The organism is Streptomyces parvulus (genome assembly GCF_014648855.1).
Lineage (GTDB): Bacteria > Actinomycetota > Actinomycetes > Streptomycetales > Streptomycetaceae > Streptomyces > Streptomyces parvulus.
This window is the reverse complement of sequence record NZ_BMRX01000014.1, coordinates 34508-56549: the sequence shown is the minus strand read 5'-3', so window position 1 is coordinate 56549 and position 22042 is coordinate 34508. Positions and strand designations below refer to the sequence as shown.

Sequence of the window (22042 nt, the reverse complement as noted above, 5' to 3'; positions counted from 1 at the left end):
CTCGGTCGGGTGAACCGGCGCCGGAGGGGAACGGGTGTGCGGGGACGGCCCGTTGGACTGGCATGGAACTGAGAATGCGAGAGGGACACCGCGGGACGGGGCCCGGCGCCATCACCCCGGACGGATGCGCCGTCGAGCTGTACGCGCGGCTGCCCCCGGGCCCCGAGCCGGAGATCGTCGCCGCCGCCGTTCCCGCGGGTGCGCGCATCCTGGAGCTGGGCAGCGGGGTGGGCCGCATGACCCATCCGCTGCTGGAACGGGGCTTCTCCGTGACCGCCGTCGACGAGTCCGCCGAGATGCTGGAGCACGTGCGCGGAGCACGGACCATATGCGGCCCGATCGAGCGCCTCGGCCTGGCCGAGCGCTTCGACGTGGTGCTGTTGGCGTCGTTCCTGGTCCACGCGGGGGACGTCGAGGTGCGGCGGGGCCTGCTGCGCACCTGCGCGCGGCACGTGGCGGACGACGGCTGCGTCCTGATCCAGCGGGAGGGCGCCGACTACCACACGAACCTGCCGCGGGAGCGGGTCGACCCCAGCGGCTTCACCGTGCGGATCGTCTCGGCGGACCCGGTGGGGGACGGCGTCAATTCGGTGCGCGCGGAGTACGAGTTTCCGGACGCCGTCTGGACGCAGACCTTCCTCGCCCGGCCGCTGACCGAGGAGCAGTTCGAGGGGGCGCTGGCGGAGGCGGGGCTCGGGGTGGACCGGTATCTGACGGACGACGGGACCTGGGCGAGGGCGGTGCCGATGCCACCGCCGTGACACCACCGAGGCGATCGCGGCCGAAGTGGCGTCACAAGAGCGGTGATGCGCCGATGAGTTCCGGCCCGGCGAGGGGTCCAACACCCGACAGCCCACGGACCGCACAGCTCAGGAGACCACCATGGCCGAGACCACCGCTTCCACCGCAACCACCGGACGCACCGCCCGGATCGCCCTGCGCGGGGTGCAGGTCCTCCTCGCGCTGTTCTTCGCCGTGGCGAGCGCCTCCCCGAAGCTCGTCGGCCACTCCTCGGCGGCGGACAGCTTCGCCACCATGGGCTGGGGCGATGCCGGTATGTACGCGATCGGCGTGCTGGAGCTGGCCGGGGCGGTCGCCCTGCTCGTCCCCGTGCTCCAGTCGGTGGCCGCGGCGGGCCTGAGCGCCCTGATGGTCGGCGCCTTCGTCGTCCAGATGACCTACTTCGACGGTGAGAACGCGGTGACCCCGCTGATCCTGCTGGTGCCGCTCCTGGTCATCGCCCGGGCCCGCCGCGGGCACAACGCCGAACTGCTCCGCCTGCTCCGGGTCCGGCGCGCCTGAGGCGGCGGTCCCGGGGACCGGATCAGGGCCTGGTCTCGGCGTCCCGGCGGGCGCGGGCCAGGCTCTCCAGTCCGCGCAGCCGCTCCATGTCACGCCGGTCGCGCTTGGTCGGCCGGCCGGCCCCCCGGTCGCGGACACCGGCCGGGGCGACGGCCTCGCGGGGCGGAGGCGGCGGGGAGTTGTCGACGTAGCACTGGACGGCGATCGGGGCTCCCACCCGCTTGCGGATCAGGCGCTTCACGACGACGACCCGTTCGCGGCCCTCGTGCCGCAGGCGCACCTCGTCGCCCACGCGCAGGGAGTGCGCGGGCTTCACGCGGTCGCCGTTCACCCGGACGTGGCCGCCCTTGCAGGCGGTCGCGCCCTGGGAGCGGGTCTTGATCAGGCGTACGGCCCAGATCCAGCTGTCCACCCGGACGCTCTCGCCGCTCTGCGGTCCGGCCGCCTCGGCGGCGGCGATCGCGGCGGCGGTCCCCGGGTCCTGCCGCGGGACCCCGGAGGCGCCTTGCGGGACCCCGGAGGCGTCCTGCGGGGCGGCCGCCCCGTCCGCGGGGACCTTGCCCTCGTCATGCTCGGAAGCCATGCTCCGACCTTAGCCGCCCGGCCCGCCGGGCGGGACCGCGATTCTCCGGGGGCGCCGACCATCGCGCAACGGCCGGGCGAGGGGAGCGCCGGGGCCGCTCGCGGACCGGAGGTCCTACGGTGGACGCATGGACACCGGCGGCCTCCCCGTACTCGACCAGCGGATCGCGGGCTGCCGTGCCTGCCCCCGGCTGGTCGACTGGCGGGAGGAGGTGGCGCGCACGAAGCGGGCGGCCTTCACCGACTGGACGTACTGGGGCCGGCCGGTCCCGGGCTTCGGACCGGACGACGCGAGCCTGCTGATCGTCGGACTCGCTCCCGCCGCGCACGGCGGCAACCGCACCGGCCGCATGTTCACCGGCGACCGCTCGGGAGACGTGCTCTACCAGGCCCTGTACGACGTGGGGCTCGCCTCGCAGCCCACCGCGGTCTCCGCCGACGACGGACTGGAACTCCACGGCGTGCGCGTCACCTCGCCGGTGCACTGCGCCCCGCCCGCCAACAAGCCGACCCCGGCCGAACGCGACACCTGCCGTCCCTGGCTCGTGCGCGAGCTGGAACTGCTGCGGCCGACGCTGCGGGCCGTGGTCGTGCTCGGCGCCTTCGGATGGCAGGCGGCGCTGCCCGCCTTCGCCGGCGCGGGCTGGACCGTACCCCGGCCCCGCCCGGCCTTCGCGCACGGTCGGCAGGTCACGCTGGACGCGGCGGAGGGCCCCGCTCTGCGGCTCTTCGGCTGCTTCCACGTCAGCCAGCGCAACACCTTCACGGGCCGCCTCACCCCCGAGATGCTCCGCGAAGTGCTGCGCACGGCGGCGGACGCCGCCGGGCTGCCGACCCGGTAAAGCGGATGAGCGCCCGGGGCCCGCGGCGCTACGGTCCTGCGATGGGCCTGTATCCGGAGATCGAACCGTACGAACACGGCATGCTCGACGTCGGCGACGGCAACAGCGTCTACTGGGAGACCTGCGGCAACCCGAGCGGCAAGCCCGCGCTGGTGCTGCACGGCGGGCCCGGCAGCGGCGCACGCCCCGGGCACCGGCGGTATTTCGACCCCGACGCCTACCGCGTCGTCCTCCTCGACCAGCGCGGCGCCGGCCGGTCGCTGCCCCACGCGAGCGCCCACGACACCGACATGGGAGTCAACACCACCGCCCACCTCATGGCCGACTTGGAACGGCTCCGCGCGCACCTCGGCATCGAGCGCTGGCTGGTGTGGGGCGTGTCCTGGGGCTCGGTGCTGGGCCTGCGGTACGCGCAGACCCACCCCGGCGTGGTCTCCGAACTGGTGCTGACCGGCGTCGCGACCGGCTCCAACGCCGAGGTGGCGCTCCTGACCCGAGGGTTGGGCAAGATCTTCCCCGAGGCCTTCGAGCGGTTCCTCGCCGTCCTGCCGCCGGACGAGCGCGAGGGAAATCCGGCCGCCGCCTACAGCCGGCTGCTGGAGTCGCCGGACCCCGCGGTCCGGGAGCGGGCCGCCCGCGCCTGGACCGACTGGGAGACGGCGGCCATTCCGGCGCCGCCGCGCTCGGTCGCCCGGTACGAGGACCCGCGCTTCCGTCTGGGCTTCGCCCGCACCGTCACCCACTACTGGGGCAACGACCACTTCCTCGGCCGGGGCAACGAGAAGGGCGTGGTGCTCGCGGACGCGCACCTGCTGAAGGGCATCCCCGGCACCCTGGTCCAGGGCAGCCTCGACTTCGGCAACCTCCTCGGCACCGTGTGGCGACTCCACCACGCCTGGCCGGACAGCGAACTGGTGATCGTGGACGAGGCCGGGCATGACGCCGGAGCCGTCGGGGACGAGGCACTGGTGGCGGCCACCGACGCGTACGCCCGCAGGGAGCCCTGACACCCGGGGGCCGAGGCCCGAGGCCCGACGCCCGGGGCGTACGGGTGGCGCCCGAGGCCGGGCCTAAGGCCGCCAGTCGTACCGCACGTCCGGCTCCCGCTCCTCGTTGCGGGCGCCGTCCGTCCACTCCACGGCCGTGAAACCGTGCCGCTCGTAGAAGCGCCGCGCGGGCCCGTTGACCTGGAACGTCCACAACGAGAGCCCGTCCGGCCTGCGCTCCTTGGCCAGGGCGACGAACCGGTCGCCGAGTCCGCGCCCGCGCCGTTCGGGGGCGAGGTACAGCTGGGACAACTCCTCGCCGTCCAGCACCATCACCCCGGCGACCGCGCCACCCGGCTCCTCGGCCACCCACGCCTCGTGCCGTTCGACCACCACGTGCCGGAAGAACGCCCGGACCTCGTCGTCGCCGCGGGGCCGGACCACGGTGGGCAGCGCGGCGGCGAAGGAGCGCAGCCAGACCTCGGCCGCGGCGCTCGCGTCGGCCGGCGACGCGCGCCGCAGCACGGCGGTCCCGCCCGCCGTCCCCGGACTCACGGACCAACCTCCCCGGGCACCACGGCCGTCGCGGTGATCTCCACCAGCTGGCCCGTGTATCCGAGGCAGCTCACCCCGAGGAGCGTCGAGGAGTGGGGGCCGGTGCCGAGCCCCGACGCCTCGACGACGTCCCACACGGCGGACAGCTCGGCGGGCCGGGTGCCCACGACGTACACCTCGGTGGACAGCACGTGCTCCAGATCGCTGCCGACGGCACGCAACTGCTCGGTGAGGTTGGCCACGACCTGCTCGGCCTGGCGGACGGCGTCACCCTCTCCGACCAGCTTCCCCTCCGCGTCCAGCGGGACGGCCCCGGCGAGGAAGGCGAGCCTGGTGCCCGCCTCGACGACCGAGGCGTGGGAGTAGGTGGGCGGCGGGAAGAGGCCGGGCACGGTGACACGCTGGATCACGTGGGCTCCTGGAGGCTGGGCGGCGGACCTCCCGATCGTCCGTCCAACGCCCGTCGCGCGCACCCGAATTTCCCTCGCGCCCCGCGGGCCTGCCGCCTAGGCTTCGGCTGCCCGAAACGTCCCCCGCCCGACCGCAGGAGCCAGCACCGGTGCCCTCCCTTCTCCCGGACGACGTCTTCCTCGACAGCGCCGCCGACCGCCTCGCCGGCCTGCCCTCCGTCCGCGCGGTCGCCCTCGGCGGCTCCCGGGCCCAGGGCACGCACCGCCCCGACAGCGACTGGGACATGGCGGTCTACTACCGCGGCGGCTTCGACCCCGACGACCTCCGCGCCCTCGGCTGGCCCGGTGAGGTCTCGGAGACAGGCGCCTGGGGCGGCGGTGTCTTCAACGGCGGCGCCTGGCTGACGGTCGACGGGCGCCGCGTGGACGTCCACTACCGCGACCTCGGCGTGGTCGAGCACCAGCTGGCGGAGGCGGAGGCGGGCCGCTTCCGCGTCGAGCCGCTGATGTTCCACCTGGCGGGCATCCCGACGTACCTGGTGGTCGCGGAACTGGCGGTCAACCGCGTGCTGCGCGGCGAGCTGCCCCGACCCGCCTACCCGGCCGCACTGCGCGCCACCGCCCCCGCGCACTGGCACGGCGCGGCCACGGCCACCCTCGCCTACGCCGCCGCCGGCCACGTGCCCCAGGGAGCCCTCACCCAGGTCGCCGGCGCCGTCGCCCTGGCCACGACCCAGACGGCCCACGCGGTACTCGCGGCGCGGGGGGAGTGGGTGACCAACGAGAAGGGGCTGGTCCGGAGGGCCGGGCTGGACGGGATCGATCAGCTCCTGACCGGCCTGGCGCCGGAGCCCGCACGGCTGGCGCGGGCCGTCGCCGAGTGCGAGGCGCTGCTCGCCCGCGCCGTGGAGGCGGCGCGACGCCCATGACGGCCGGAAGGCGGCGGGTGTGACGGTGATCGTCACACCCGCGCAACGCACGCGTTCCCGCTTCCGGGGCGGGCTCCCTTATCGTTGAGGGAACGTCCCACAGCCCGGCCACCGTCGCCCGAAGGCTCACCCCCGCCCTCGCCCCGACGACCGGAGGCCCCGCCCCTTGTTCCGCACCGCCTTCCGCGTGCTCCCGCCCTGGCTCTCCCACGCCCTGAACGCGCAGCGGGGCCCCGTGCCCTGGAACGCGGTCACGCGCGGGGCGCTGGCGGGCGGGCCGCTGCTGGTCGTCGCCCTGGCGGCCGGGCGGGCCTCGCTGGGGGTCGTCGCCGCGATCGCCGCCATGCTGGCCGGGATCAACGACCGGCCCGGCGGCCGCCGGACGTCCGTGCGGCGGATCGGCGTACCCGCGCTCGCCGGCGCGGCCGGGCTGCTTGTCGGGACGTACGCCGGACAGCACCTGGACGCGCTCGCGCTGACCCTGCTGCTGACCGTGCTCGGCCTGCTCGCGGGAGGCGTCAGCGCCGTCGGACCCGTCGCCTCCGCGGCCGGGACGCAGCTGCTGGTCGGCAGTGCGGTGGGCGCCGGGATGCCGCTGCCCGACCCGGGATGGCAGAGCGTACTGGCCTTCCTCGCCGGTGCCGGATGGCTGCTCCTGCTGCGGCTCGCCCTGCCCACTCCCGGATCGCTGACCGGTGGCTTCCGCTTCGACGGGGAGCGCGCGGCCGTCGCCGGCGTGTACGACGCGGTCGCCGCGCTGCTGGACGCGGTCGGCACCGAGGACGCCGTGGCCCGCCGGGCCGCGCTCACCGCCGCGCTCGACCACGCGCAGGACGCCCTCGCCGGGCCCCGGCTGCGGCGCCGCGCCTCCACCGCCGCCGAACGCCGGCTGCACGCCCAGTACGCGGCGGCCCTGCCCCTCGGCGAGGCGGCGACCGCCCTCGCGTGGGACGGGCGTCCCGTGCCCGCCCGCGCCGCCGAGGGACCCCGGCGGCTCGCGGACGCCGTGCGCGGCAACACCGCGGCCGGACCGCTGCCCGCGCCCCACCGCACCGACCCCGCCCTGCGCGCCCTGGACGACGCCCTCCTGCACGCCGCCGTCGCCTTCGACCTGGGCAGGGACCAGGACCTGCACACCCGCAGGCGGTCACCCGCCTCCGTGACCCGCGACGTCCTCGGGGCGGGCGGCCGGGAGTACGGGCTGCGGGCCGGCCTGTGCTTCGGCGCCAGTGCCGCCGTCGCGCAGGCGCTGCACCACGGCCACTGGTACGGCTCCCACCAGCACTGGTACTGGCTGCCCGCCACCGCCGTCTTCCTCGTCAAGCCCGACCTGGGGCCACTGGTGTCCCGGGTGCTGTGCCGCGCCGCCGGGACGGTGCTCGGGGCACTGCTGTTCGCCGGGCTCGCCGCCGTGCTGCCCCGGCCCGCGGGGCTCGTCGCCCTCGTCGCCCTCTGCGGCGCCCTGGTGCCGGTGGCCGCCCGGCACTTCGCCGCCCAGACCACCGTGGTCACCGTCCTCGTCCTCGCCCTGGTCATGGTGGGCGGCGAACCGCAGGCCTCGGCCGGCCGCATCGGGGAGACGCTGCTGGCCTGCGCGATCGTGCTCGTCGTCGGCCACCTGCCGCTGCCGGGACAGCGGGGCGGCGGCGTCCGGGCCCGGATCGGCGCCGCCGACGCCGCCGCGCAGGCCTACCTCGCCCACGTGCTGAGCGGATCCGGCGACCGCGCCACCCGATGGACGCTGCGCCGCGAGGCCTACCGCACGCTCGCCGAGGCACGCGCCGCCATCGACCGCGCCGCCGCGGAACTGCCCGCCCTCGCCCGCCACTCCGAGGGCACGGACGAGGTGGCCGCGGTCCTCGAACGGCTCGTCGACACCACCACCGCCTGCGCCGTGCACCTCGACGACACCGGCCGGCTCACCCCCCGCCACACCGCCGGGCTCGCCGAACTCGGCGACGAACTCGCCGCGCGGCGCGGCCGCGTGGCCGGCGAGTGCCCCGGACTGCCGCTCGCGGGGTGAGCGCCCCCGGCGGGGTGGGTAGGACCGCTGCCGGGGCGGCGCCCGCCCCCTAGGTTGGCGTCATGACGCCTTCTTCGCACGGGAAGCCCGCGGATCTCGTCATCACCGGCTGCACCGTCCTCGTCCACGACGACCGGGAGCGCATCGGGTTCGAGGAGGACGCCGCGATCGTCGTACGGGACGGGGCCGTCGACGCCGTGACGACCGCGGCCGCCGCGGCCGGCCTGACCGCCGCCGACCGCATCGACGCCCGCGGCCAGGTCGCCCTCCCCGGGCTCATCAACTGCCACACGCACGCGCCGATGGTCGCCCTGCGGGGCCTCGCCGAGGACCTGCCCACCGAGGAGTGGTTCAACGACGTGGTCTGGCCCGTCGAGTCCAACCTGACCGAACGGGACGTGACGCTGGGCGCCCGGCTGGCCTGCGCCGAGATGATCCGCGCGGGCGTGACGGCCTTCGCGGACAGCTACTTCGCCATGGACGCCGTCGCCGCCGTCGTCGACGCGTGCGGGATGCGCGCGCAGCTCGGACAGGCGTACTTCTCCTCACAGGGCCCCGAGGCCCGGGAGGCGTCACTGGAGTTCGCGCTGCGGCACCGGGACACGGCAGGCGGGCGGATCACCACCGCCCTCGCCCCGCACGCCCCCTACACGGTGACCGACGCCGATCTCGCCGCCACCACCGAACTCGCCCGCGACCACGGACTGCCGGTGCACCTGCACGCCGCCGAGAACCGCGACCAGACCGACACCAGCCTCGCCCGGCACGGGGCCACCCCGATTCAGGTGCTGGAGCGCACCGGCATCCTCGGCACCGACGTGCTCATCGCGCACGGCACCGGCATCACCGAGGCCGACCTGCCGCTGCTCTCGCGCGCCGAGGGCCGTACGGCCGTGGCGACCGCACCCCGCGGCTACCTCAAGTTCGCCTGGCCCGACACCACGCCGGTACGCGCCCTGCGCGGCATCGGCGTCCCCGTGGGCCTCGCCACCGACGGCGCCGCCTCCAACAACTCCCTGGACGTGTGGGAGTCGATGGCGCTCACGTCCCTGATCCAGAAGTCCGCCGAGGGCGATCCCCGCTGGCTGACCTCCCGTCAGGCCCTGCACCACGCCACCGTGCAGAGCGCCCGGGCGGTCGGGCTCGGCGGCAGCGTCGGCCGCATCGCGCCGGGGCTGCGGGCCGACCTGATCCTGGTCGACCTCACCGGACCGCACACCCGGCCCGTGCACGACCTCGCCGCCACCCTGGTGCACAGCGCCCGCTCCGCCGACGTGCGCACGACGATCGTCGACGGCCGCGTCCTCATGCGCGACCGCGTGCTGCTCACCGTCGACGTACCCGCTGTGGCACGGGAGTTGGAGGAGCGGCTGCCCGCCCTGACCGACCGCGGACACGGGCGGCGCCTCCAGGAATACGACACCTGAACCGCATCCGCGCGGCGGCCCCGAGAAGAAAGTTCCGTGAGCCGCGATGAGTTCTTCTCCCCGCGGCGGTCACCACCCTTCGACGGTCCGTCGCACTGGAGGAGCTGGAGCCATGTCGCTGCCCGAGATCGCGACCCGCGCCGACTGGCGCGCGGCGCGCGCGGCCTTACTGGCCAAGGAGAAGGCGGCCACCCGCGCGCGTGACGCCCTCAACGCCGAACGCCGCGGGCTGCCCATGGTGGAGATCGACAAGGAATACGTGTTCGAGGGCGGCTGCGGCAAGGCCACGCTGCTCGACCTGTTCGAGGGCCGCGACCAGCTCGTCGTCTACCACTTCATGTTCGCCCCCGAGTGGGACGCCGGCTGCCGCAGCTGCTCGGCGTTCCTGGACCAGCTCGGCCACCTCGCGCACCTGCGGGCCCGCGGTACGTCCTTCGCCGCCGTCTCCCGGGCGCCGTACCCGAAGATCCTTCCGTTCAAGGCGCGGATGGGCTGGACGCTGCCCTGGTACTCGTCCTTCGTCAGCGACTTCAACGCCGACTTCGAGGTGACCCGCGCGCACGAGGGCGAGCTGGTCGAGCGGCCGGGTCTCAGCTGCTTCCTGCGCGAGGGCGAGCGGGTCTTCCACACCTACTCGACGTACGAGCGCGGTCTGGACGGGCTCGGTTCCACGACCAGCCTGCTCGACCTGACGGCGCTCGGCCGGCAGGAGCCCTGGGAGAAACCGGAGGGGCGCGCGACGGCTCTCGGTGCCCCCGCGGGCAGCGAGGCGGTCCGCTATCACGACGAGTACGAGGACTGACACGCTCCGTGGCGGAAAGCGGCCGAACGGCCGCGCCGCCGTTCACCCTTTGCGGTGAACGGGTGTCGACTATGTCTCAGTACCATCACCGCGCGAGCCTCGGGCTCCATAGTTGGCGTTTAACTCTCTACGAGTACAGCGCTGCATGGAGGTGCGGAGTGAACGGGCGAACAGTGCTCGAACGCTTTCCCGCAGGTGGACCGCGAGGATCCTGGCCGGCGGAGGAGTTCGCACAGGCACGGCGGCTGGAGGGCCAGCCCGCCGAAGTGGTCATGGACCTCGCCACGGACATGTTCCTGGTCGTCGTGCGCGGCGCCGGGGCCACGAGCGACGCGGCGGCCTGACGTCCGTCAGCCGGCCTCGGGGGCCGGGACGGGCGCCTTCGTGAACTGCTCCGCCTGGAGCGAGTACAGCTCCGCGTAGAGCCCGCCGGAGCCCAGCAGTTCGTCGGGCGTCCCGGACTCCACCAGCCGGCCCTGGTCGAGCACGTGCACCAGGTCCGCGTGGCGCACGGACGCCAGCCGGTGGGTGATGAGGACGACGGTCTGCCCGCTCCCGGCCAGGGCGCGGATCTTCTCGAAGACCTCCAGCTCGGCGCGGGCGTCCAGGGCGGCCGTGGGCTCGTCGACGATGAGGATGCGGCCCTGCCGGTACGCCGCCCTGGCGATCCCGACCCGCTGCCACTGGCCGCCGGACAGCTCGTGCCCGCCGCTGAAGTTGCGGGCCAGCAGGGTGTCCAGGCCGCGCGGCAGGTCGGCGACCACGTCCTCGGCGCCGGCCTCCGCCACCGCGCCGGCCACCCGGTCGTCGCCGAGCGGCACCGATGAGCGGCCCACGGCGACGTTCACCCGCGCGGTGAACGGCCAGCGCTTGAAGTCCTGGGCCACCATCGCGACGCGTTCGGCGAGCGCGTGCCGGTCGGCGGTCGCCGCGTCGACCCCGTCCCAGGTGATGCGGCCCCGGTCCGGCGTGTAGAGGCCCGCGAGCAGCTTGACCAGCGTGGTCTTGCCCGAGCCGTTCTCGCCGACGAGGGCCACGATCTTTCCCAGCGGCAGGGAGAGCGACACGTCGTCGAGCGCGGGCCGGACCGCGTCGCCCGGATATCCGAAGGTGACGTGCTCGAAGCGGATCTCCTTGGGGTCGTCGGGGAGCGCGGCGCCGCCCAGCGGGATGGCCCGCCCGGCCGCCTCCACGTGCAGCCGGTCCAGGTCGCCGACGAACAGCGCCTCCTCGTGGAGCGCGTTGACCTCGACGACCAGCGTGCCGAGGCTCTGCGAACCGGTGCGGACGGCGATCACGGCGGTGCCCGCCACCGACAGGGCCATCGCGCCGCCGACCAGCAGCCCGCCGAGCGTCGCGTACGTCGCGGCCGTCGCCACCCCCGTCCAGGCCGAGGCGATCAGACCCGTGCGGGCGGCCAGCCGGGCCAGCCTGGCCTGCTCCGCCTCCGCGGTCTCCGCCATCGCACGGAAGTGCCGCAGCAGGAACGGGCCCACCGAGTGCACCCGGATCTCGGGGGCCGCGGCCGGCTCGATCAGCAGACTGCCGAGCAGCCGTCCGGCCCGCTCGTGCTGCACCCACGCGTGGAAGGACTCGTACCGGCGCCGGGCGAGTGTCAGGGCGCTCCAGGCGCTCGGCAGGGTCATCGTCACCAGCAGCGGCAGCAGCGCCGGGTGCAGGACGGTCAGCACGCCGGCCGCGGCGATCAGCGAGATCATCGCGTTCACCACGCGCGTGCCGTACGAGATCATGCGCCGCGCCGAGGCGGCGCCGTACTGGGCGGTGTCCAGGAGCTTGTGGAAGGCGTGGTCCTCGATCGCGGACAGCTCCACGGCGGCGGCCCGCTCCAGGTACCGCTCGGTGGCCACCCGCTCGACCTTCGGCTCCAGCCGCCCCGTCGCATACGTCGACGCCGCCCGCAGCAGCGCCGCGACCAGCATCGCCGCGGCCACCGCGACCAGGGCGGGGACGACGCCGCGCAGCCGCTCCTCGATCGGGCCGGCGGCCATCAGCCCGGCCAGCACGCTGTTGACCGCGAGCAGACTGACCGCCTGTGCCAGGCCCCGGCCCACCTCCGCCGCGAGCACCGTCCGCGCCGCCTGCGGGTCGGCCTGCCGGGCGAGCCGGAGGCTGGACGCCAGGAGGGACGGGAGCCGCGTCAGCATCGCGCGGAAGCCCAGTTCAAGGAACGCGTCGGCGTGCTGGTTCCAGCCCATGTCGTAGCGCAGGGGGCCGCCGAAGAGCAGGCGCTCCGACTCCGACACCCCGGCAGGTTCCGCGCCGCCCTTCCTGCGCACCGTCTGCCTCCCCCGATCGTGGACGGACGGCCACTATCGCGGGGGTGGGGCACCCCGGGGCAGGGCGCGGGCGGGGGAGTCCGGAGCGCGCGGGCGCACGCCCGACCCGGGGGAGCCGGTCGGGGGCGCGCGGAGCGCGGCGGGTGGATCCTCGGCGGCGCGCGCGGGCGTGCGGGGCGGGCACCCGTCGACACGGGCGGGCGCGTGGGTGGGGCGAGGGGACGGGGGTGCGGGTGCTACGCGGTCACCGATCGCGACCAGGTGGGTGTCGTGTTCGTCAGCCTGCACAGCGCCAGGTAGAGGGGGATCGGCGGGGTGTACGGGACCGTGTCGTCCGGGCGGTAGATGAGGCCCGGCAGGACCGGGGCGTCGGGGACCACCGCTCCCGTGGCGTACCACGCCGGCGCGGGCCACTCCAGGGCGTAGTCGGAGTCGGACGGCACGATCCACCACCAGCGCACCTCGTCGGCGTAGACGCAGCCGACGCGCGGGAGCCGGGGGAGCACCTGCTGGCCGAGTTCCGCGGGGACGGCCACCGCGTCGCAGCCCAGGGGGATCGTCATGCCGTCCGGTACGGCGAGTCGCCGGGGTGTCCCCGGGGAGCGCCGTTCGCGCTGCAGGCGGACCATCGTGTCCAGGCCGAGCGGTCGGATTCCGGACGCAGCCCTCACAGCCATTCGGTCCCCGTTCCGCGCCATTCGGTGCCGGTTCCGCGGGGGGATTCCCGGCGGTGTCCCTCGGCCTCGTCCTCGCCGCCGCCGTCGGCGGGGCCGGGCTTCGGGCGGGCGCCCCAGCCCAGGTCGTTGCGGGGCTCCGACGGGTCGTGCGGTCCGTCGGCCTTGCGCGGCAGCTCCGCCCAGACGAGCAGTCCGGGGCCGTGCTCGTGGGCGCCCCACGCGTCGCACAGGGCGTCGACGAGGAGCAGTCCCCTGCCGTGCTCGTCCTCGGGCTGCTGATCGTCCGAGGGGTGGGGCTGGCCGGGGGCGCAGCCCTCGTCGCGCACGGCTATGCGGACCAGTTCGGCACCGTCGTGCAGCTCGCAGACTATGTGGCTGCTCGCCGTGTGCACGATCGCGTTGGTGACCAGCTCGGAGACGACCAGGGCCGCGGTGTCGCAGGTGTCCTCGCACACCGACCAGCCGTTCAGCCGCGCCCGGGTCAGGCGTCTCGCCTGCGCGGGGGAACTCGGATGGGCGGCCAGTTCGAAACGGAACCGGCGCTCTGCGGCTGCGGTCCCCGAAGGGCCGGCTCCCATAGCGGCACCGAGGCCCAGGGAGCCCGCGGTGGCGTCTGTTCCTAAGGGCGCGGACGGAATCACGCTTGCCACTATCGCCCCGCCGTGAACACTTGGCAAGTGTCACTCTGAAAAATGCAGAGTGCTGTGTGACGTTCTGGGCGGGCGTGGCACACTGCTCGCAACAGCACGACGAGCGGCGCCACTTCAGACCGGCGAAGACCTGGACAGGTTTTCGAACAGGTCTTCGGATGGCGCCGCCGGGCTGTCCGCACCGGGTCACAGGCACCAGGGCACAGCGACGCGGGGACCCTGACGCGGGGACCCTTCGGGACTCTTCAGGAGGTGGGCGGTGAGTGAGCCGCGGTCCGCGCCGACGGTCGGCCAGGTCGTACTCGGCCGGCGCCTGCTGGACCTGCGGGAACGCGCGGGCCTCAAGCGTGAGGAAGCCGCCCGCATCCTGCGCGTCGCCCCCGCCACCGTCCGCCGGATGGAGATGGCCGAGGTCGCCCTCAAGATCCCGTACCTCCAGCTCCTGCTGAAGGCCTACGGCGTCGGCGACGAGGAGGCGGAGGCCTTCGTAGGGCTGGCCGAGGACGCCAACAAGCCCGGCTGGTGGCAGCGCTTCCACGACATCCTGCCCGGCTGGTTCTCGCTCTACGTCAGCCTGGAGGGCGCCGCCGCCCTGATCCGCTCCTACGAGCCGCACTTCGTCCCCGGCGTGCTCCAGACCGAGGACTACGCGCGCGGCGTGCTGCTGTCGGGCGCCATCGGGCAGACCAGGCCCGACGACATCGAGCGCCACGTCGACCTGCGCATGCGACGCCAGGAACTGCTCACCCGCAAGGACGCGCCCCGGCTCTGGGTCGTGATGGACGAGACCGCGCTGCGCCGCCCCGTCGGCGGTCCGGAGGTGATGCGTGCCCAGATCGACAGGCTGCTCGAGGCCACGAAGCTGCCCAACGTGACGCTGCAGGTCGCCCCGTTCTCCAACGGGCCGCACCCCGGCACCTACGGGCCCTTCGTGCTGTTCCGATTCGCCATGCCGGAACTGCCGGACATGGTCTACAGCGAGTACCTGACCGGCGCCGTCTATCTGGACGCGCGCGCCGAGGTGGCGACCCACCTCGAGGTCATGGACCGCATGGCGGCGCAGGCCGCCACGGCACATCGCACGAAGGAGATCCTCCGGGATCTCCGCAAGGAGCTGTGAATGAACCGCATCAAGCCCCAGCGCTCGCCACGGACCCGCGGCGAGCGGATCTACAACGGCATGCCCGCCGGCGAACTGGGCAGCGAGGGCTGGCACAAGCCCTGGAGCGGCGGCAACGGAGGTAACTGCCTGGAGGCCATGAAGCTCGCCGACGGGCGGATCGCGGTGCGGCAGTCCACCGACCCGGACGGGCCGGCGCTGATCTACACCTCCGCGGAGATGACGGCCTTCATCGAAGGGGCGAAGGCGGGGGAGGCGGACTTCCTGCTCTCCTGAGACGCGCCACGTGTCTCGTTCTTGTTGCTCTTAAGTTGCGTGGAACCGACCCGATCACCCATCGAGAGGGAGAACCGACGTCTCCGAGCGTCCGACCGGCCCGTCCCCGACGGGCCGGTCAGACCCTCATCGGCCGGTCGTAGGGCCCCACCGGGGCCGGAAGCCGGGTGTGGCCGCCCGACAGGTGGCGGTCGACGGCCGCCGCCACCGCCCGCCCCTCGGCTATCGCCCACACGACCAGCGACTGCCCGCGCGCCGCGTCCCCCGCGGCGAAGACTCCCGGCGCGCCGGTCGCGAACTCCCGGTCCCGGGCGATCGTGCCGCGGGGCTCCAGCTCCAGCCCCAGGCCCGCCACCAACCCGTCGTCGCGGCCGGGCCCCGAGAAACCGAGGGCCAGCAGCACCAGGTCCGCCGGGAGCGAGCGCTCCGTGCCCGGCAGCGGACGGCGCCCCGCGTCCACCCCGACCAGGTGCAGCGACCGCACGTGTCCGTCGTCGTCGCCGGTGAAGCGGAGCGTGGACGCCGCGAACAGCCGCGCGTCCGCGTCCGCCGCCGGCGCGGACCCCAGGTCGCGTGCCTCCTCGTGCGCGGCCGACAGCCGGTAGAGCCGCGGATACACCGGCCAGGGCTCCACGTCCTCGTCCCGGTCGGCACCCGGCTGCGCGTAGATGTCCAGCTGGGTCACGGACGCGGCCCGCTCCCGCACCGCCGTGCCCAGGCAGTCGGCGCCGGTGTCGCCGCCGCCGACGATGACGACGTGCTTCCCCTCGGCGGAGAGCGGGGAGTGCTCCAGGTCGCCCTCGCACACCCGGTTGGCCAGCGGAAGATACTCCATCGCCTGGTGGATCCCCGCGAGCTTTCGCCCCGGCACGTCCAGCTCGCGCCAGGCGGTGGCCCCGGTGGCGATCACCACGGCGTCGTAACGGCCGCGCAGCTCGGCGGCGCCCACGTCCCGGCCGGCCACGGTCGACGTCCGGAACTTCGTGCCCTCCGCCCGCATCTGCCCGATGCGCCGCTCCAAGTGCCGCTTCTCCATCTTGAAGGCGGGGATGCCGTACCGCAGCAGCCCGCCGATCCGGTCGTCCCGCTCGAACACCACCACCGTGTGCCCGGCCCGGCTCAGCTGCTGGGCCGCCGCGAGCCCGGCGGGTCCCGAGCCGATCACCGCCACCGTCTTCCCCGACAGCCGGTCCGGCGGCCGCGGCGGGGTGAAGCCCTCCTCCCAGGCCCGGTCGGCGATCGCGCACTCGACGTTCTTGATGGTGACGGCCGGCTGGTTGATCGCGAGGACGCAGCCCGCCTCGCACGGCGCGGGACACAACCGCCCCGTGAACTCGGGGAAGTTGTTCGTCGCGTGCAGCCGCTCGCTCGCCGCCCGCCAGTCCGAACGGGCCACCAGGTCGTTCCAGTCCGGGATCAGGTTGCCCAGCGGGCAGGCCTCGTGGCAGAAGGGGATCCCGCAGTCCATGCACCGGTCGGCCTGCGCGCCGACGATCGGCAAGAGCCCGCCGGGGACGTACACCTCGTCCCAGTCCCGGATCCGCTCCTCGGCCGGTCTGCGCGGCCACTCCTCGCGGGGCGTCGTCAGGAAACCCTTCGGATCGGCCATGGCCGTCTCCCTTGCGTGCGGGGTGGCTGGCCGGGCGCCGCGATCGGCGCTCTTCCGCCCCACGATACGTCCGGCCCGCCCCGGCCGCAGAGCGCCGCACGCCCCCCGTCCCCGCCGCTCGCCGGGCCGCGGCGGCGCCCGTCTCCTCAGCTCAGGGCGAGCACGTAGAGCACCACCGTCGCGGCCGAGGCGACCGTGCGCACGTGGTTCCACGCCGTCCACTCGCGCACGTACGAGGTCCACCGGTCGGCCGCCTGTGCGGATCCCGGCTCCACTTCGAGGAGGGCGGTGTTGCGCGGCACGTTGGCGGCCGCGGTCACCCCGAACGAGCCGATCAGGAAGAGCGCGCTGCCCAGCAGCAGCTCCACCGCGGCCCCCTCCGGCCACAGGACGAAGGTCACCACGGCGATCACCACCGCCAGAACCGCCGTCCCGAGGAACACCAGCATGAAGGCCGGCCGCACCGCGGCCCGGTTGACCGAGTTCATGGCGGCGACCCCCTGAGCGGGCGGCAGGGCGGCCAGCCCCTGCATGACGAAGGTCGAGAAGGCGCAGAACACACCGGCCGTCAGCCCCGCCCCGAGCACACCCAGCACCGTCAGCACGAAGTACGGTCCGTCGATCATGTCGCGTCAACTCCCACCCGTAGAGCGCTCGCCCGACCGGCGCCGTCCGCCGTCGGTCGTCCCAAGTCAACATCGGCACGGGCCCGGTGACCATGGTCGATGCACACGCGTCCCCGCACCGGCCCGCTTCCGGGGGCCCGCCCCCGCGCCGGTCCTCGCTCCGACGGCCACGCGGTCGCCCGGTGAGTGACGCATCATGGGCGGGTGCGACTGGAAGCGATCACCTGGGACCGGCTCGGCGAACAGCTCGCCGAGCGCCTGCTCGCCGTCGAACCCGCGGACGGCGGCGCCTGGACGCGGGTCGCCCTCGACGGCGCCCCGGCCGCCGGCCCGGGAGCCCTCGCCGAGCGCATCTCCGAGGCCCTGCGCGTCCGCGGTCGCCCCTCCCTCGTCGTCGGCACGGAGGGCTTCCTGCGCCCGGCCTCGCTGCGCCTGGAGTACGGGCACCGGGACGCCGAGTCCTACTACAGCGGCTGGTACGACATCGGTGCCCTGTGGCGCGAGGTCTTCGACCCCCTCGGGCCCGAGGGGAACGGGCGGGTTCTGCCCGACCTGTGGGACCCCGTCACCGACCGCGCCACCCGCAGCCCCTATGCCCGGCTCCCGCCCGGCGGTGTGCTGCTGCTGCACGGTCCGTTCCTGCTGCGTCACTGGTTCCCCCTGGATCTGAGCGTCCATCTGGTCCTCACGCCCGGAGCGCTGCGGCGCCGGACCGCGGAGGCCGAGCGGTGGACCCTGCCCGCCTTCGAGCGCTACGACGACGAGACCGACCCCGCCGGCACCGCCGACGTCCTGGTGCGGGCCGACGATCCCCGGCATCCCGCGTGGAGCGGCTGACCCGTCCGCCCTCAGAGCCAGCCGTTGCGCCGGAAGCCCCGGTGCAGCGCCAGGCAGGCGACCGCTATCACCCCGATGACCAGGCCGTAGCCGTACCGCCAGCGCAGCTCGGGCATGTGGTCGAAGTTCATGCCGTACACGCCGCAGACCATGGTGGGGACGGCGACGATCGCGGCCCAGGCGGTGATCTTCCGCATGTCCTCGTTCTGCGCGACCGTCACGCGGGCGAGGTGGGCCTGGAGGATGGAGTTGAGCAGTTCGTCGAAGGCGGCGATCTGCTCGGTGGCCCTCAGCAGATGGTCGGAGACGTCCCGGAAGTAGGCCTGTATCTCCTGGTCGACCACGCGGAACGGCCGGGTGGCCAGCTCCTCCAGCGGCCGGCCGAGCGGCACCACGGCCCGCCTCAGCTCGAGCAGTTCACGCTTGAGCTGGTAGATCCGCCCCGGGTCGACCCGGGCGCCGTGCTCCGCGAAGACCTCCGTCTCCACGTGGTCCACGTCCGCCTGGACGGACTCGATGACGTGCAGGAAGTCGTCGACCACGTGGTCCGCGATCGCGTGCAGCACCGCCGAGGAACCCTTGGCGAGCTGACCCGGATCGGACTCCAGCTCCTCGCGCAGCGGGCCCAGGGAGCCGTGCCGCCCGTGGCGCACGGTGATCGCGAAGTCCTCGCCGACGAACACCATGATCTCGCCGGTGCTCACCACCTCGCTCGTCGCCGTCAGCTCCTCGTGCTCCACGTAGCAGACGGTCTTGAACACCGCGAAGAGCGTGTCGCCGTACCGCTCCACCTTCGGCCGCTGGTGGGCCTCGATCGCGTCCTCGACCGCCAGCGGGTGCAGGTCGAACAGCTCCGCGACGCCGGCGAACTCCTGGTCCGTCGGCTCGTGCAGGCCGAGCCAGACGAAGCCCGCGCCGCGCCTGCGCATCCTGGTCACCACCTCGACCGGGTCGCCGCCCTCGGGGGTGCGGATCCCGTCCCGGTAGGTCACGCAGTTCACCACCGAGGAACCCAGCGGAGAGCGGGCCGGGTGGCTCAGGTCCACCCGCCGTCGCCGGCGGCCCAGCCGTGCCACCTTCCGCAGGCCGCCGACCTTTCCCAGGCCGGTGACCTTCCGCAGATTCCCTGCCATGGTCATCCGAGTCTCCTCGCGTGGGTCCCCTCGCGCCGTGCTTCCCGCGCCTTGGCAGGCCAGTCTGCCAGTCCCGCGCGAACGCCGGACCGGCCTGTGGAAGGGGCACATTCCGCTTTGTTCCCGCCTGTGGACGAACCGTCCGGCCCCCGAGGCCGGTGCCGTCCCGGCCTCCCGCCGGGGGCCTCGCGCCGGAGCGTCGCCCCCGTCCGGCAAGCCGGACAACTGGGATGATCGAGGCATGACGCGAACCGACGGATACCTCCTCGACAACCGGCAGGCCGAGGCTGCGGAGCGCTTCGACGCCTTCGCCACGCTCTTCGACCCCACCACGTTCCGGCACCTCGAAACGCTGGGTGTCGGACCCGGCTGGCGCTGCTGGGAGGTCGGGGCGGGAGGCACCTCGGTGGTGTCGTGGCTGGCCAAGAAGGTCGGGCCGACCGGCAGGGTCCTCGCGACGGACATCGACACCTCGCGGGTCGCCGCGGCCGGGCGCCCGCCGGTCGAGGTCCGCGTGCACGACGTGGGCGCGGAGGAACCCCCGGGCGACGGGTTCGACCTGGTGCACGCGAGGCTCGTGCTCGTCCATGTCCCGGACCGCGAGCGGGCGTTGCGGTCGATGGTCGCCGCCCTGCGCCCCGGCGGCCGTCTCCTCGTCGAGGACGCCGACCCCGCCCTGCAGCCTCTGCTCTGCCCCGACGAGAACGGCCCGGAGCAGCAGCTGGCGAACCGGCTGCGGCACGGCTTCCGCCAGCTGCTGTCCCGCCGGGGCGCCGACCTCTCGTACGGCCGCCGGCTGCCGCGCCTGCTCCGGGAGGCCGGCCTGCGCCGCGTGGAGGCCGACGCCTACTTCCCGGTCACCTCGCCCGCCTGCGCCGCCCTGGAGTCGGCGACGGTCCGTCAGATCCGCGACGAGCTGGTCAGCGGCGGGGTGGCCACCCACGAGGACATCGACCGGCACCTCGCCAACGTCGCGTCCGGCAGCATGGACCTGGCGACGGCGCCGATGATCTCGGCGTGGGGGCGCAAGGCTTAGGGAGCACCGGCTGCCGGCCTCACGGGGCGTTCGGGGCGCCCGGCACCAGAACCCGCGGGACGAGAGCCCCGGCGCGTTGTCCCACGGTCACCGGCCGGCCGCCCGCGGAGGTCTTCCGCCCACCTCCTCCACCGCGGCCGCTCCCGCCCCGCACCCCGCGGCCGCCGCCCCCTCGGGCGTCGCGCCCGCGAGCAGCGCGGCGAGGAAAGCGCCGGTGAAGGCGTCTCCCGCGCCCGTGCTGTCCCGCGGCGAGGCCGGGACGGCGGGGATCGCGGCGCGCACCGCCCCGGCACGAGCCACCAGCGCGCCCTCCACCCCCTGCTTGACGACCACGGACGGAAACTGCCGGCTCAGCTTCGCCGCCGCGTCCGCGGTATCCGGCAATCCGGTGAGCAGGCACGCCTCGTCACGGCTGGGCAGCAGGACCTCCACCCCCTCGACGAGGCGCAGGAATCGGTCGACGCCCAGTCCGGCGAGGAACCCCGCCGAGGCCGGGTCCAGGCTGACCGGCACCCCGCGCGCGCGTGCCGCGGCCAGCGCGACCGACGCCAGGGCACGGCTCGGTTCCGCGAACAACAGGTAGCCCGACAGGTGCAGGTGCGCGACACCGTCGAGCAGGGCGTCCGACCAGTCGTCCGGCCCGATCCGCAGCGACGCCCCGCTGTCGGTGAGGAACGTCCGCTCGGCCGAATCGCCCGTGTCGACCAGGCAGACCACCGTGCCCGTCGGCGCCGACGCGTCGACCACCAGCAGGGGACGTACCCCGGACTCAGCCAGCTCCCGCGCGTGCCAGTCGGCCGCGTCGGCGCCGACCCGGCCCAGCAGGCGGACGTCCGCGTGCCCCGCCCAGGACGCCCAGCAGGCCACGTTGGCACCCGCCCCACCGGGGAGCCGCCGGATCGAGGCGACGGTGTCCGTCCCGGCGGCCAGCGGTCCCCGGTGCCGGGCCACCACGTCCGTGACGACGTCGCCGACGACCAGCAGTGCCGTGGCCGGCCGTACGGTCATGCCCGGGACCACGCCGTCGCGATGCGCGCCGCCAGCCGCACGTTCCCCCGCACCGCCGCGAGGTTGGCGCTCAGCGAGGCACCGTCGGTGTGGCGCACCAGGTGGTCGAGGAGGAACGGCGTGACCGCCTGCCCCGTCACGCCTTCCGCCTCGCACGCGCGCAGCGCGCCGGCCAGCACACGCGCGTGCAGGTCGGGATCGAGCTGCTCCTCCTCGGGGACGGGGTTGGCGACGACCAACGCGGACCCCGGTCCGTCCAGCGCGTCCTGCGCCCGCATCACCGCGGCCACCTGCTCCGGGCTGTCCAGCGTCCAGTCCACCGGGTGCCCGGAGTCGGACAGGTAGAAGCCGGGGAAGCGGTCCGTGCCGTAGCCGGCCACCGGAACACCGAGCGTCTCCAGCCGTTGCAGGGTCGCCGGCACGTCCAGGATGGACTTCACCCCGGCGCAGACCACGGTGATCCGGGTGCGCGCCAGCAGCCCCAGGTCCGCCGACTCGTCCTGCGTCACCGTCCACTCGCGGTGCACCCCACCGAGCCCGCCGGTCGCGAACACCCGTACGCCCGCCAGGGACGCCAGCAGAGCGGTCGCCGACACGGTGGTCGCACCGCTCGCCCCGGCCGCCACCGCCAAGGGCAGGTCCCGGTGGCCCAGCTTGCGGATTCCGTCCTCGTTGGCGACCCGCTCCAGCTGCTCCTTGTCGAGGCCCACGTGGGGCCGTCCGTCCAGGACGGCGATCGTCGCCGGCACCGCGCCCTCCCGGCGCACCGCCTCCTCCAGCTCGCGGGCCACCAGCAGATTGCGCGGGCGCGGCAACCCGTGCGCGATGATCGTGGACTCCAGGGCCACCACCGGCTCCCGTGCCTCTGTCGCCGCCCGCACCTCTTCAGACACCACCAGCATCACGCGCCTGCCT

At 74.5% G+C, this 22042-nt stretch carries 24 protein-coding genes; 13 read left to right on the top strand and 11 right to left on the bottom strand.

Features of this window, described 5'->3' with window-relative positions; genetic code table 11:
- Positions 1-74 precede the first annotated feature (74 nt).
- Positions 75-761, top strand: coding sequence for a class I SAM-dependent methyltransferase (locus IE108_RS26450; RefSeq protein ID WP_064727350.1), 687 nt, complete (start codon positions 75-77; stop codon positions 759-761).
- Between the two features lie 121 nt (positions 762-882).
- Complete coding sequence (locus IE108_RS26445) at positions 883-1302, top strand: DoxX family protein (protein WP_064727349.1); 420 nt, start codon at positions 883-885, stop codon at positions 1300-1302.
- A gap of 22 nt (positions 1303-1324) precedes the next feature.
- On the opposite strand, the gene IE108_RS26440 is transcribed toward IE108_RS26445, so the two are convergent.
- On the bottom strand, positions 1325-1885 hold the full coding sequence (locus tag IE108_RS26440) for an RNA-binding S4 domain-containing protein (RefSeq protein ID WP_064727348.1): 561 nt from the start codon (positions 1883-1885) through the stop codon (positions 1325-1327).
- A 127-nt stretch (positions 1886-2012) separates the two neighbouring features.
- Between IE108_RS26440 and IE108_RS26435 the strand changes: the two genes are divergently transcribed.
- Positions 2013-2726 (top strand): uracil-DNA glycosylase, encoded by a 714-nt coding sequence (locus IE108_RS26435; protein ID WP_064727347.1) that lies wholly within the window; start codon positions 2013-2015, stop codon positions 2724-2726.
- Positions 2727-2767: 41 nt separating this feature from the next.
- Positions 2768-3733, top strand: coding sequence for a prolyl aminopeptidase (pip, locus tag IE108_RS26430; RefSeq protein ID WP_064727346.1), 966 nt, complete (start codon positions 2768-2770; stop codon positions 3731-3733).
- Positions 3734-3796: 63 nt separating this feature from the next.
- On the opposite strand, the gene IE108_RS26425 is transcribed toward pip, so the two are convergent.
- Both IE108_RS26425 and IE108_RS26420 read right to left on the bottom strand, forming a co-directional pair.
- Positions 3797-4267 (bottom strand): GNAT family N-acetyltransferase, encoded by a 471-nt coding sequence (locus IE108_RS26425; protein ID WP_064727345.1) that lies wholly within the window; start codon positions 4265-4267, stop codon positions 3797-3799.
- On the bottom strand, positions 4264-4677 hold the full coding sequence (locus tag IE108_RS26420) for a RidA family protein (protein WP_064727344.1): 414 nt from the start codon (positions 4675-4677) through the stop codon (positions 4264-4266). Before IE108_RS26420 ends, IE108_RS26425 begins: the two co-directional genes overlap by 4 nt.
- A 149-nt stretch (positions 4678-4826) precedes the next feature.
- On the opposite strand from IE108_RS26420, the gene IE108_RS26415 reads away from it, so the two are divergent.
- From IE108_RS26415 to IE108_RS26395, 5 genes are all read left to right on the top strand, one after another.
- A complete protein-coding gene (locus tag IE108_RS26415) occupies positions 4827-5606 on the top strand; it encodes a nucleotidyltransferase domain-containing protein (RefSeq protein ID WP_064727343.1) in 780 nt (259 codons plus the stop codon).
- Positions 5607-5772: 166 nt separating this feature from the next.
- Positions 5773-7629: an FUSC family protein gene (locus IE108_RS26410; protein WP_079163477.1), complete on the top strand. Its 1857-nt coding sequence runs from the start codon at positions 5773-5775 to the stop codon at positions 7627-7629.
- Between the two features lie 62 nt (positions 7630-7691).
- Positions 7692-9056, top strand: coding sequence for an amidohydrolase (locus tag IE108_RS26405; RefSeq protein ID WP_064727342.1), 1365 nt, complete (start codon positions 7692-7694; stop codon positions 9054-9056).
- A gap of 112 nt (positions 9057-9168) precedes the next feature.
- Positions 9169-9858, top strand: coding sequence for a DUF899 domain-containing protein (locus IE108_RS26400; protein ID WP_064727341.1), 690 nt, complete (start codon positions 9169-9171; stop codon positions 9856-9858).
- Positions 9859-10016: 158 nt separating this feature from the next.
- Positions 10017-10202 carry a DUF8839 family protein gene (locus IE108_RS26395; RefSeq protein ID WP_064727340.1) on the top strand — a complete coding sequence of 62 codons (186 nt, stop codon included), beginning with the start codon at positions 10017-10019 and terminating at the stop codon, positions 10200-10202.
- A gap of 6 nt (positions 10203-10208) precedes the next feature.
- Here IE108_RS26395 and IE108_RS26390 read toward each other — a convergent pair whose 3' ends face one another.
- The 3 genes from IE108_RS26390 to IE108_RS26380 form a co-directional block, all read right to left on the bottom strand.
- The gene (locus tag IE108_RS26390; RefSeq protein ID WP_107420399.1) at positions 10209-12074 is read right to left on the bottom strand and encodes an ABC transporter ATP-binding protein; all 1866 of its coding nucleotides are present in this window, start codon (positions 12072-12074) and stop codon (positions 10209-10211) included.
- A gap of 317 nt (positions 12075-12391) precedes the next feature.
- The gene (locus tag IE108_RS26385) at positions 12392-12832 is read right to left on the bottom strand and encodes a hypothetical protein (protein ID WP_064727338.1); all 441 of its coding nucleotides are present in this window, start codon (positions 12830-12832) and stop codon (positions 12392-12394) included.
- Positions 12823-13482 carry an ATP-binding protein gene (locus IE108_RS26380; protein ID WP_064727337.1) on the bottom strand — a complete coding sequence of 220 codons (660 nt, stop codon included), beginning with the start codon at positions 13480-13482 and terminating at the stop codon, positions 12823-12825. Before IE108_RS26380 ends, IE108_RS26385 begins: the two co-directional genes overlap by 10 nt.
- 259 nt (positions 13483-13741) lie before the next feature.
- On the opposite strand from IE108_RS26380, the gene IE108_RS26375 reads away from it, so the two are divergent.
- Both IE108_RS26375 and IE108_RS26370 read left to right on the top strand, forming a co-directional pair.
- Positions 13742-14602 (top strand): Sco1979 family transcriptional regulator, encoded by an 861-nt coding sequence (locus IE108_RS26375; protein WP_064727336.1) that lies wholly within the window; start codon positions 13742-13744, stop codon positions 14600-14602.
- A complete protein-coding gene (locus tag IE108_RS26370) occupies positions 14603-14878 on the top strand; it encodes a DUF397 domain-containing protein (RefSeq protein ID WP_161346335.1) in 276 nt (91 codons plus the stop codon).
- Positions 14879-14996: 118 nt separating this feature from the next.
- Here IE108_RS26370 and IE108_RS26365 read toward each other — a convergent pair whose 3' ends face one another.
- Positions 14997-16487: a glutamate synthase subunit beta gene (locus IE108_RS26365; protein WP_064727334.1), complete on the bottom strand. Its 1491-nt coding sequence runs from the start codon at positions 16485-16487 to the stop codon at positions 14997-14999.
- Positions 16488-16633: 146 nt separating this feature from the next.
- Positions 16634-17113 (bottom strand): anthrone oxygenase family protein, encoded by a 480-nt coding sequence (locus tag IE108_RS26360; RefSeq protein ID WP_064727333.1) that lies wholly within the window; start codon positions 17111-17113, stop codon positions 16634-16636.
- Positions 17114-17317: 204 nt separating this feature from the next.
- On the opposite strand from IE108_RS26360, the gene IE108_RS26355 reads away from it, so the two are divergent.
- Complete coding sequence (locus IE108_RS26355) at positions 17318-17950, top strand: nucleoside/nucleotide kinase family protein (protein ID WP_064727332.1); 633 nt, start codon at positions 17318-17320, stop codon at positions 17948-17950.
- A gap of 11 nt (positions 17951-17961) precedes the next feature.
- Here the strand turns inward: IE108_RS26355 and IE108_RS26350 are convergent, their stop codons facing one another.
- Positions 17962-19089, bottom strand: coding sequence for a magnesium and cobalt transport protein CorA (locus IE108_RS26350; RefSeq protein ID WP_064727331.1), 1128 nt, complete (start codon positions 19087-19089; stop codon positions 17962-17964).
- A gap of 235 nt (positions 19090-19324) precedes the next feature.
- Here IE108_RS26350 and IE108_RS26345 point away from each other — a divergent pair, with 235 nt between their 5' ends.
- A complete protein-coding gene (locus IE108_RS26345) occupies positions 19325-20119 on the top strand; it encodes a methyltransferase domain-containing protein (protein WP_064727330.1) in 795 nt (264 codons plus the stop codon).
- Positions 20120-20206: 87 nt separating this feature from the next.
- On the opposite strand, the gene IE108_RS26340 is transcribed toward IE108_RS26345, so the two are convergent.
- Together IE108_RS26340 and IE108_RS26335 are read right to left on the bottom strand one after the other, a co-directional pair.
- Complete coding sequence (locus tag IE108_RS26340) at positions 20207-21127, bottom strand: carbohydrate kinase family protein (protein WP_064731699.1); 921 nt, start codon at positions 21125-21127, stop codon at positions 20207-20209.
- Positions 21124-22032, bottom strand: a complete 909-nt coding sequence (locus IE108_RS26335; RefSeq protein ID WP_064727329.1) for a pseudouridine-5'-phosphate glycosidase — start codon at positions 22030-22032, stop codon at positions 21124-21126. Before IE108_RS26335 ends, IE108_RS26340 begins: the two co-directional genes overlap by 4 nt.
- Between the last annotated feature and the right edge of the window lie 10 nt (positions 22033-22042).

Bases quoted from the DNA above. Each gene is read 5' to 3' on its own strand.
- IE108_RS26450 (WP_064727350.1), top strand. From the start codon at position 75: ATGCGAGAGGGACACCGCGGGACGGGGCCCGGCGCCATCACCCCGGAC.
- IE108_RS26405 (WP_064727342.1), top strand. From the start codon at position 7,692: ATGACGCCTTCTTCGCACGGGAAGCCCGCGGATCTCGTCATCACCGGC.
- pip (WP_064727346.1), top strand. From the start codon at position 2,768: ATGGGCCTGTATCCGGAGATCGAACCGTACGAACACGGCATGCTCGAC.
- IE108_RS26370 (WP_161346335.1), top strand. From the start codon at position 14,603: ATGAACCGCATCAAGCCCCAGCGCTCGCCACGGACCCGCGGCGAGCGG.
- IE108_RS26435 (WP_064727347.1), top strand. From the start codon at position 2,013: ATGGACACCGGCGGCCTCCCCGTACTCGACCAGCGGATCGCGGGCTGC.
- IE108_RS26445 (WP_064727349.1), top strand. From the start codon at position 883: ATGGCCGAGACCACCGCTTCCACCGCAACCACCGGACGCACCGCCCGG.
- IE108_RS26440 (WP_064727348.1), bottom strand. From the start codon at position 1,885: ATGGCTTCCGAGCATGACGAGGGCAAGGTCCCCGCGGACGGGGCGGCC.
- IE108_RS26350 (WP_064727331.1), bottom strand. From the start codon at position 19,089: ATGACCATGGCAGGGAATCTGCGGAAGGTCACCGGCCTGGGAAAGGTC.
- IE108_RS26385 (WP_064727338.1), bottom strand. From the start codon at position 12,832: ATGGCTGTGAGGGCTGCGTCCGGAATCCGACCGCTCGGCCTGGACACG.
- IE108_RS26345 (WP_064727330.1), top strand. From the start codon at position 19,325: ATGACGCGAACCGACGGATACCTCCTCGACAACCGGCAGGCCGAGGCT.
- IE108_RS26365 (WP_064727334.1), bottom strand. From the start codon at position 16,487: ATGGCCGATCCGAAGGGTTTCCTGACGACGCCCCGCGAGGAGTGGCCG.
- IE108_RS26360 (WP_064727333.1), bottom strand. From the start codon at position 17,113: ATGATCGACGGACCGTACTTCGTGCTGACGGTGCTGGGTGTGCTCGGG.
- IE108_RS26340 (WP_064731699.1), bottom strand. From the start codon at position 21,127: ATGACCGTACGGCCGGCCACGGCACTGCTGGTCGTCGGCGACGTCGTC.
- IE108_RS26400 (WP_064727341.1), top strand. From the start codon at position 9,169: ATGTCGCTGCCCGAGATCGCGACCCGCGCCGACTGGCGCGCGGCGCGC.
- IE108_RS26390 (WP_107420399.1), bottom strand. From the start codon at position 12,074: ATGGGCTGGAACCAGCACGCCGACGCGTTCCTTGAACTGGGCTTCCGC.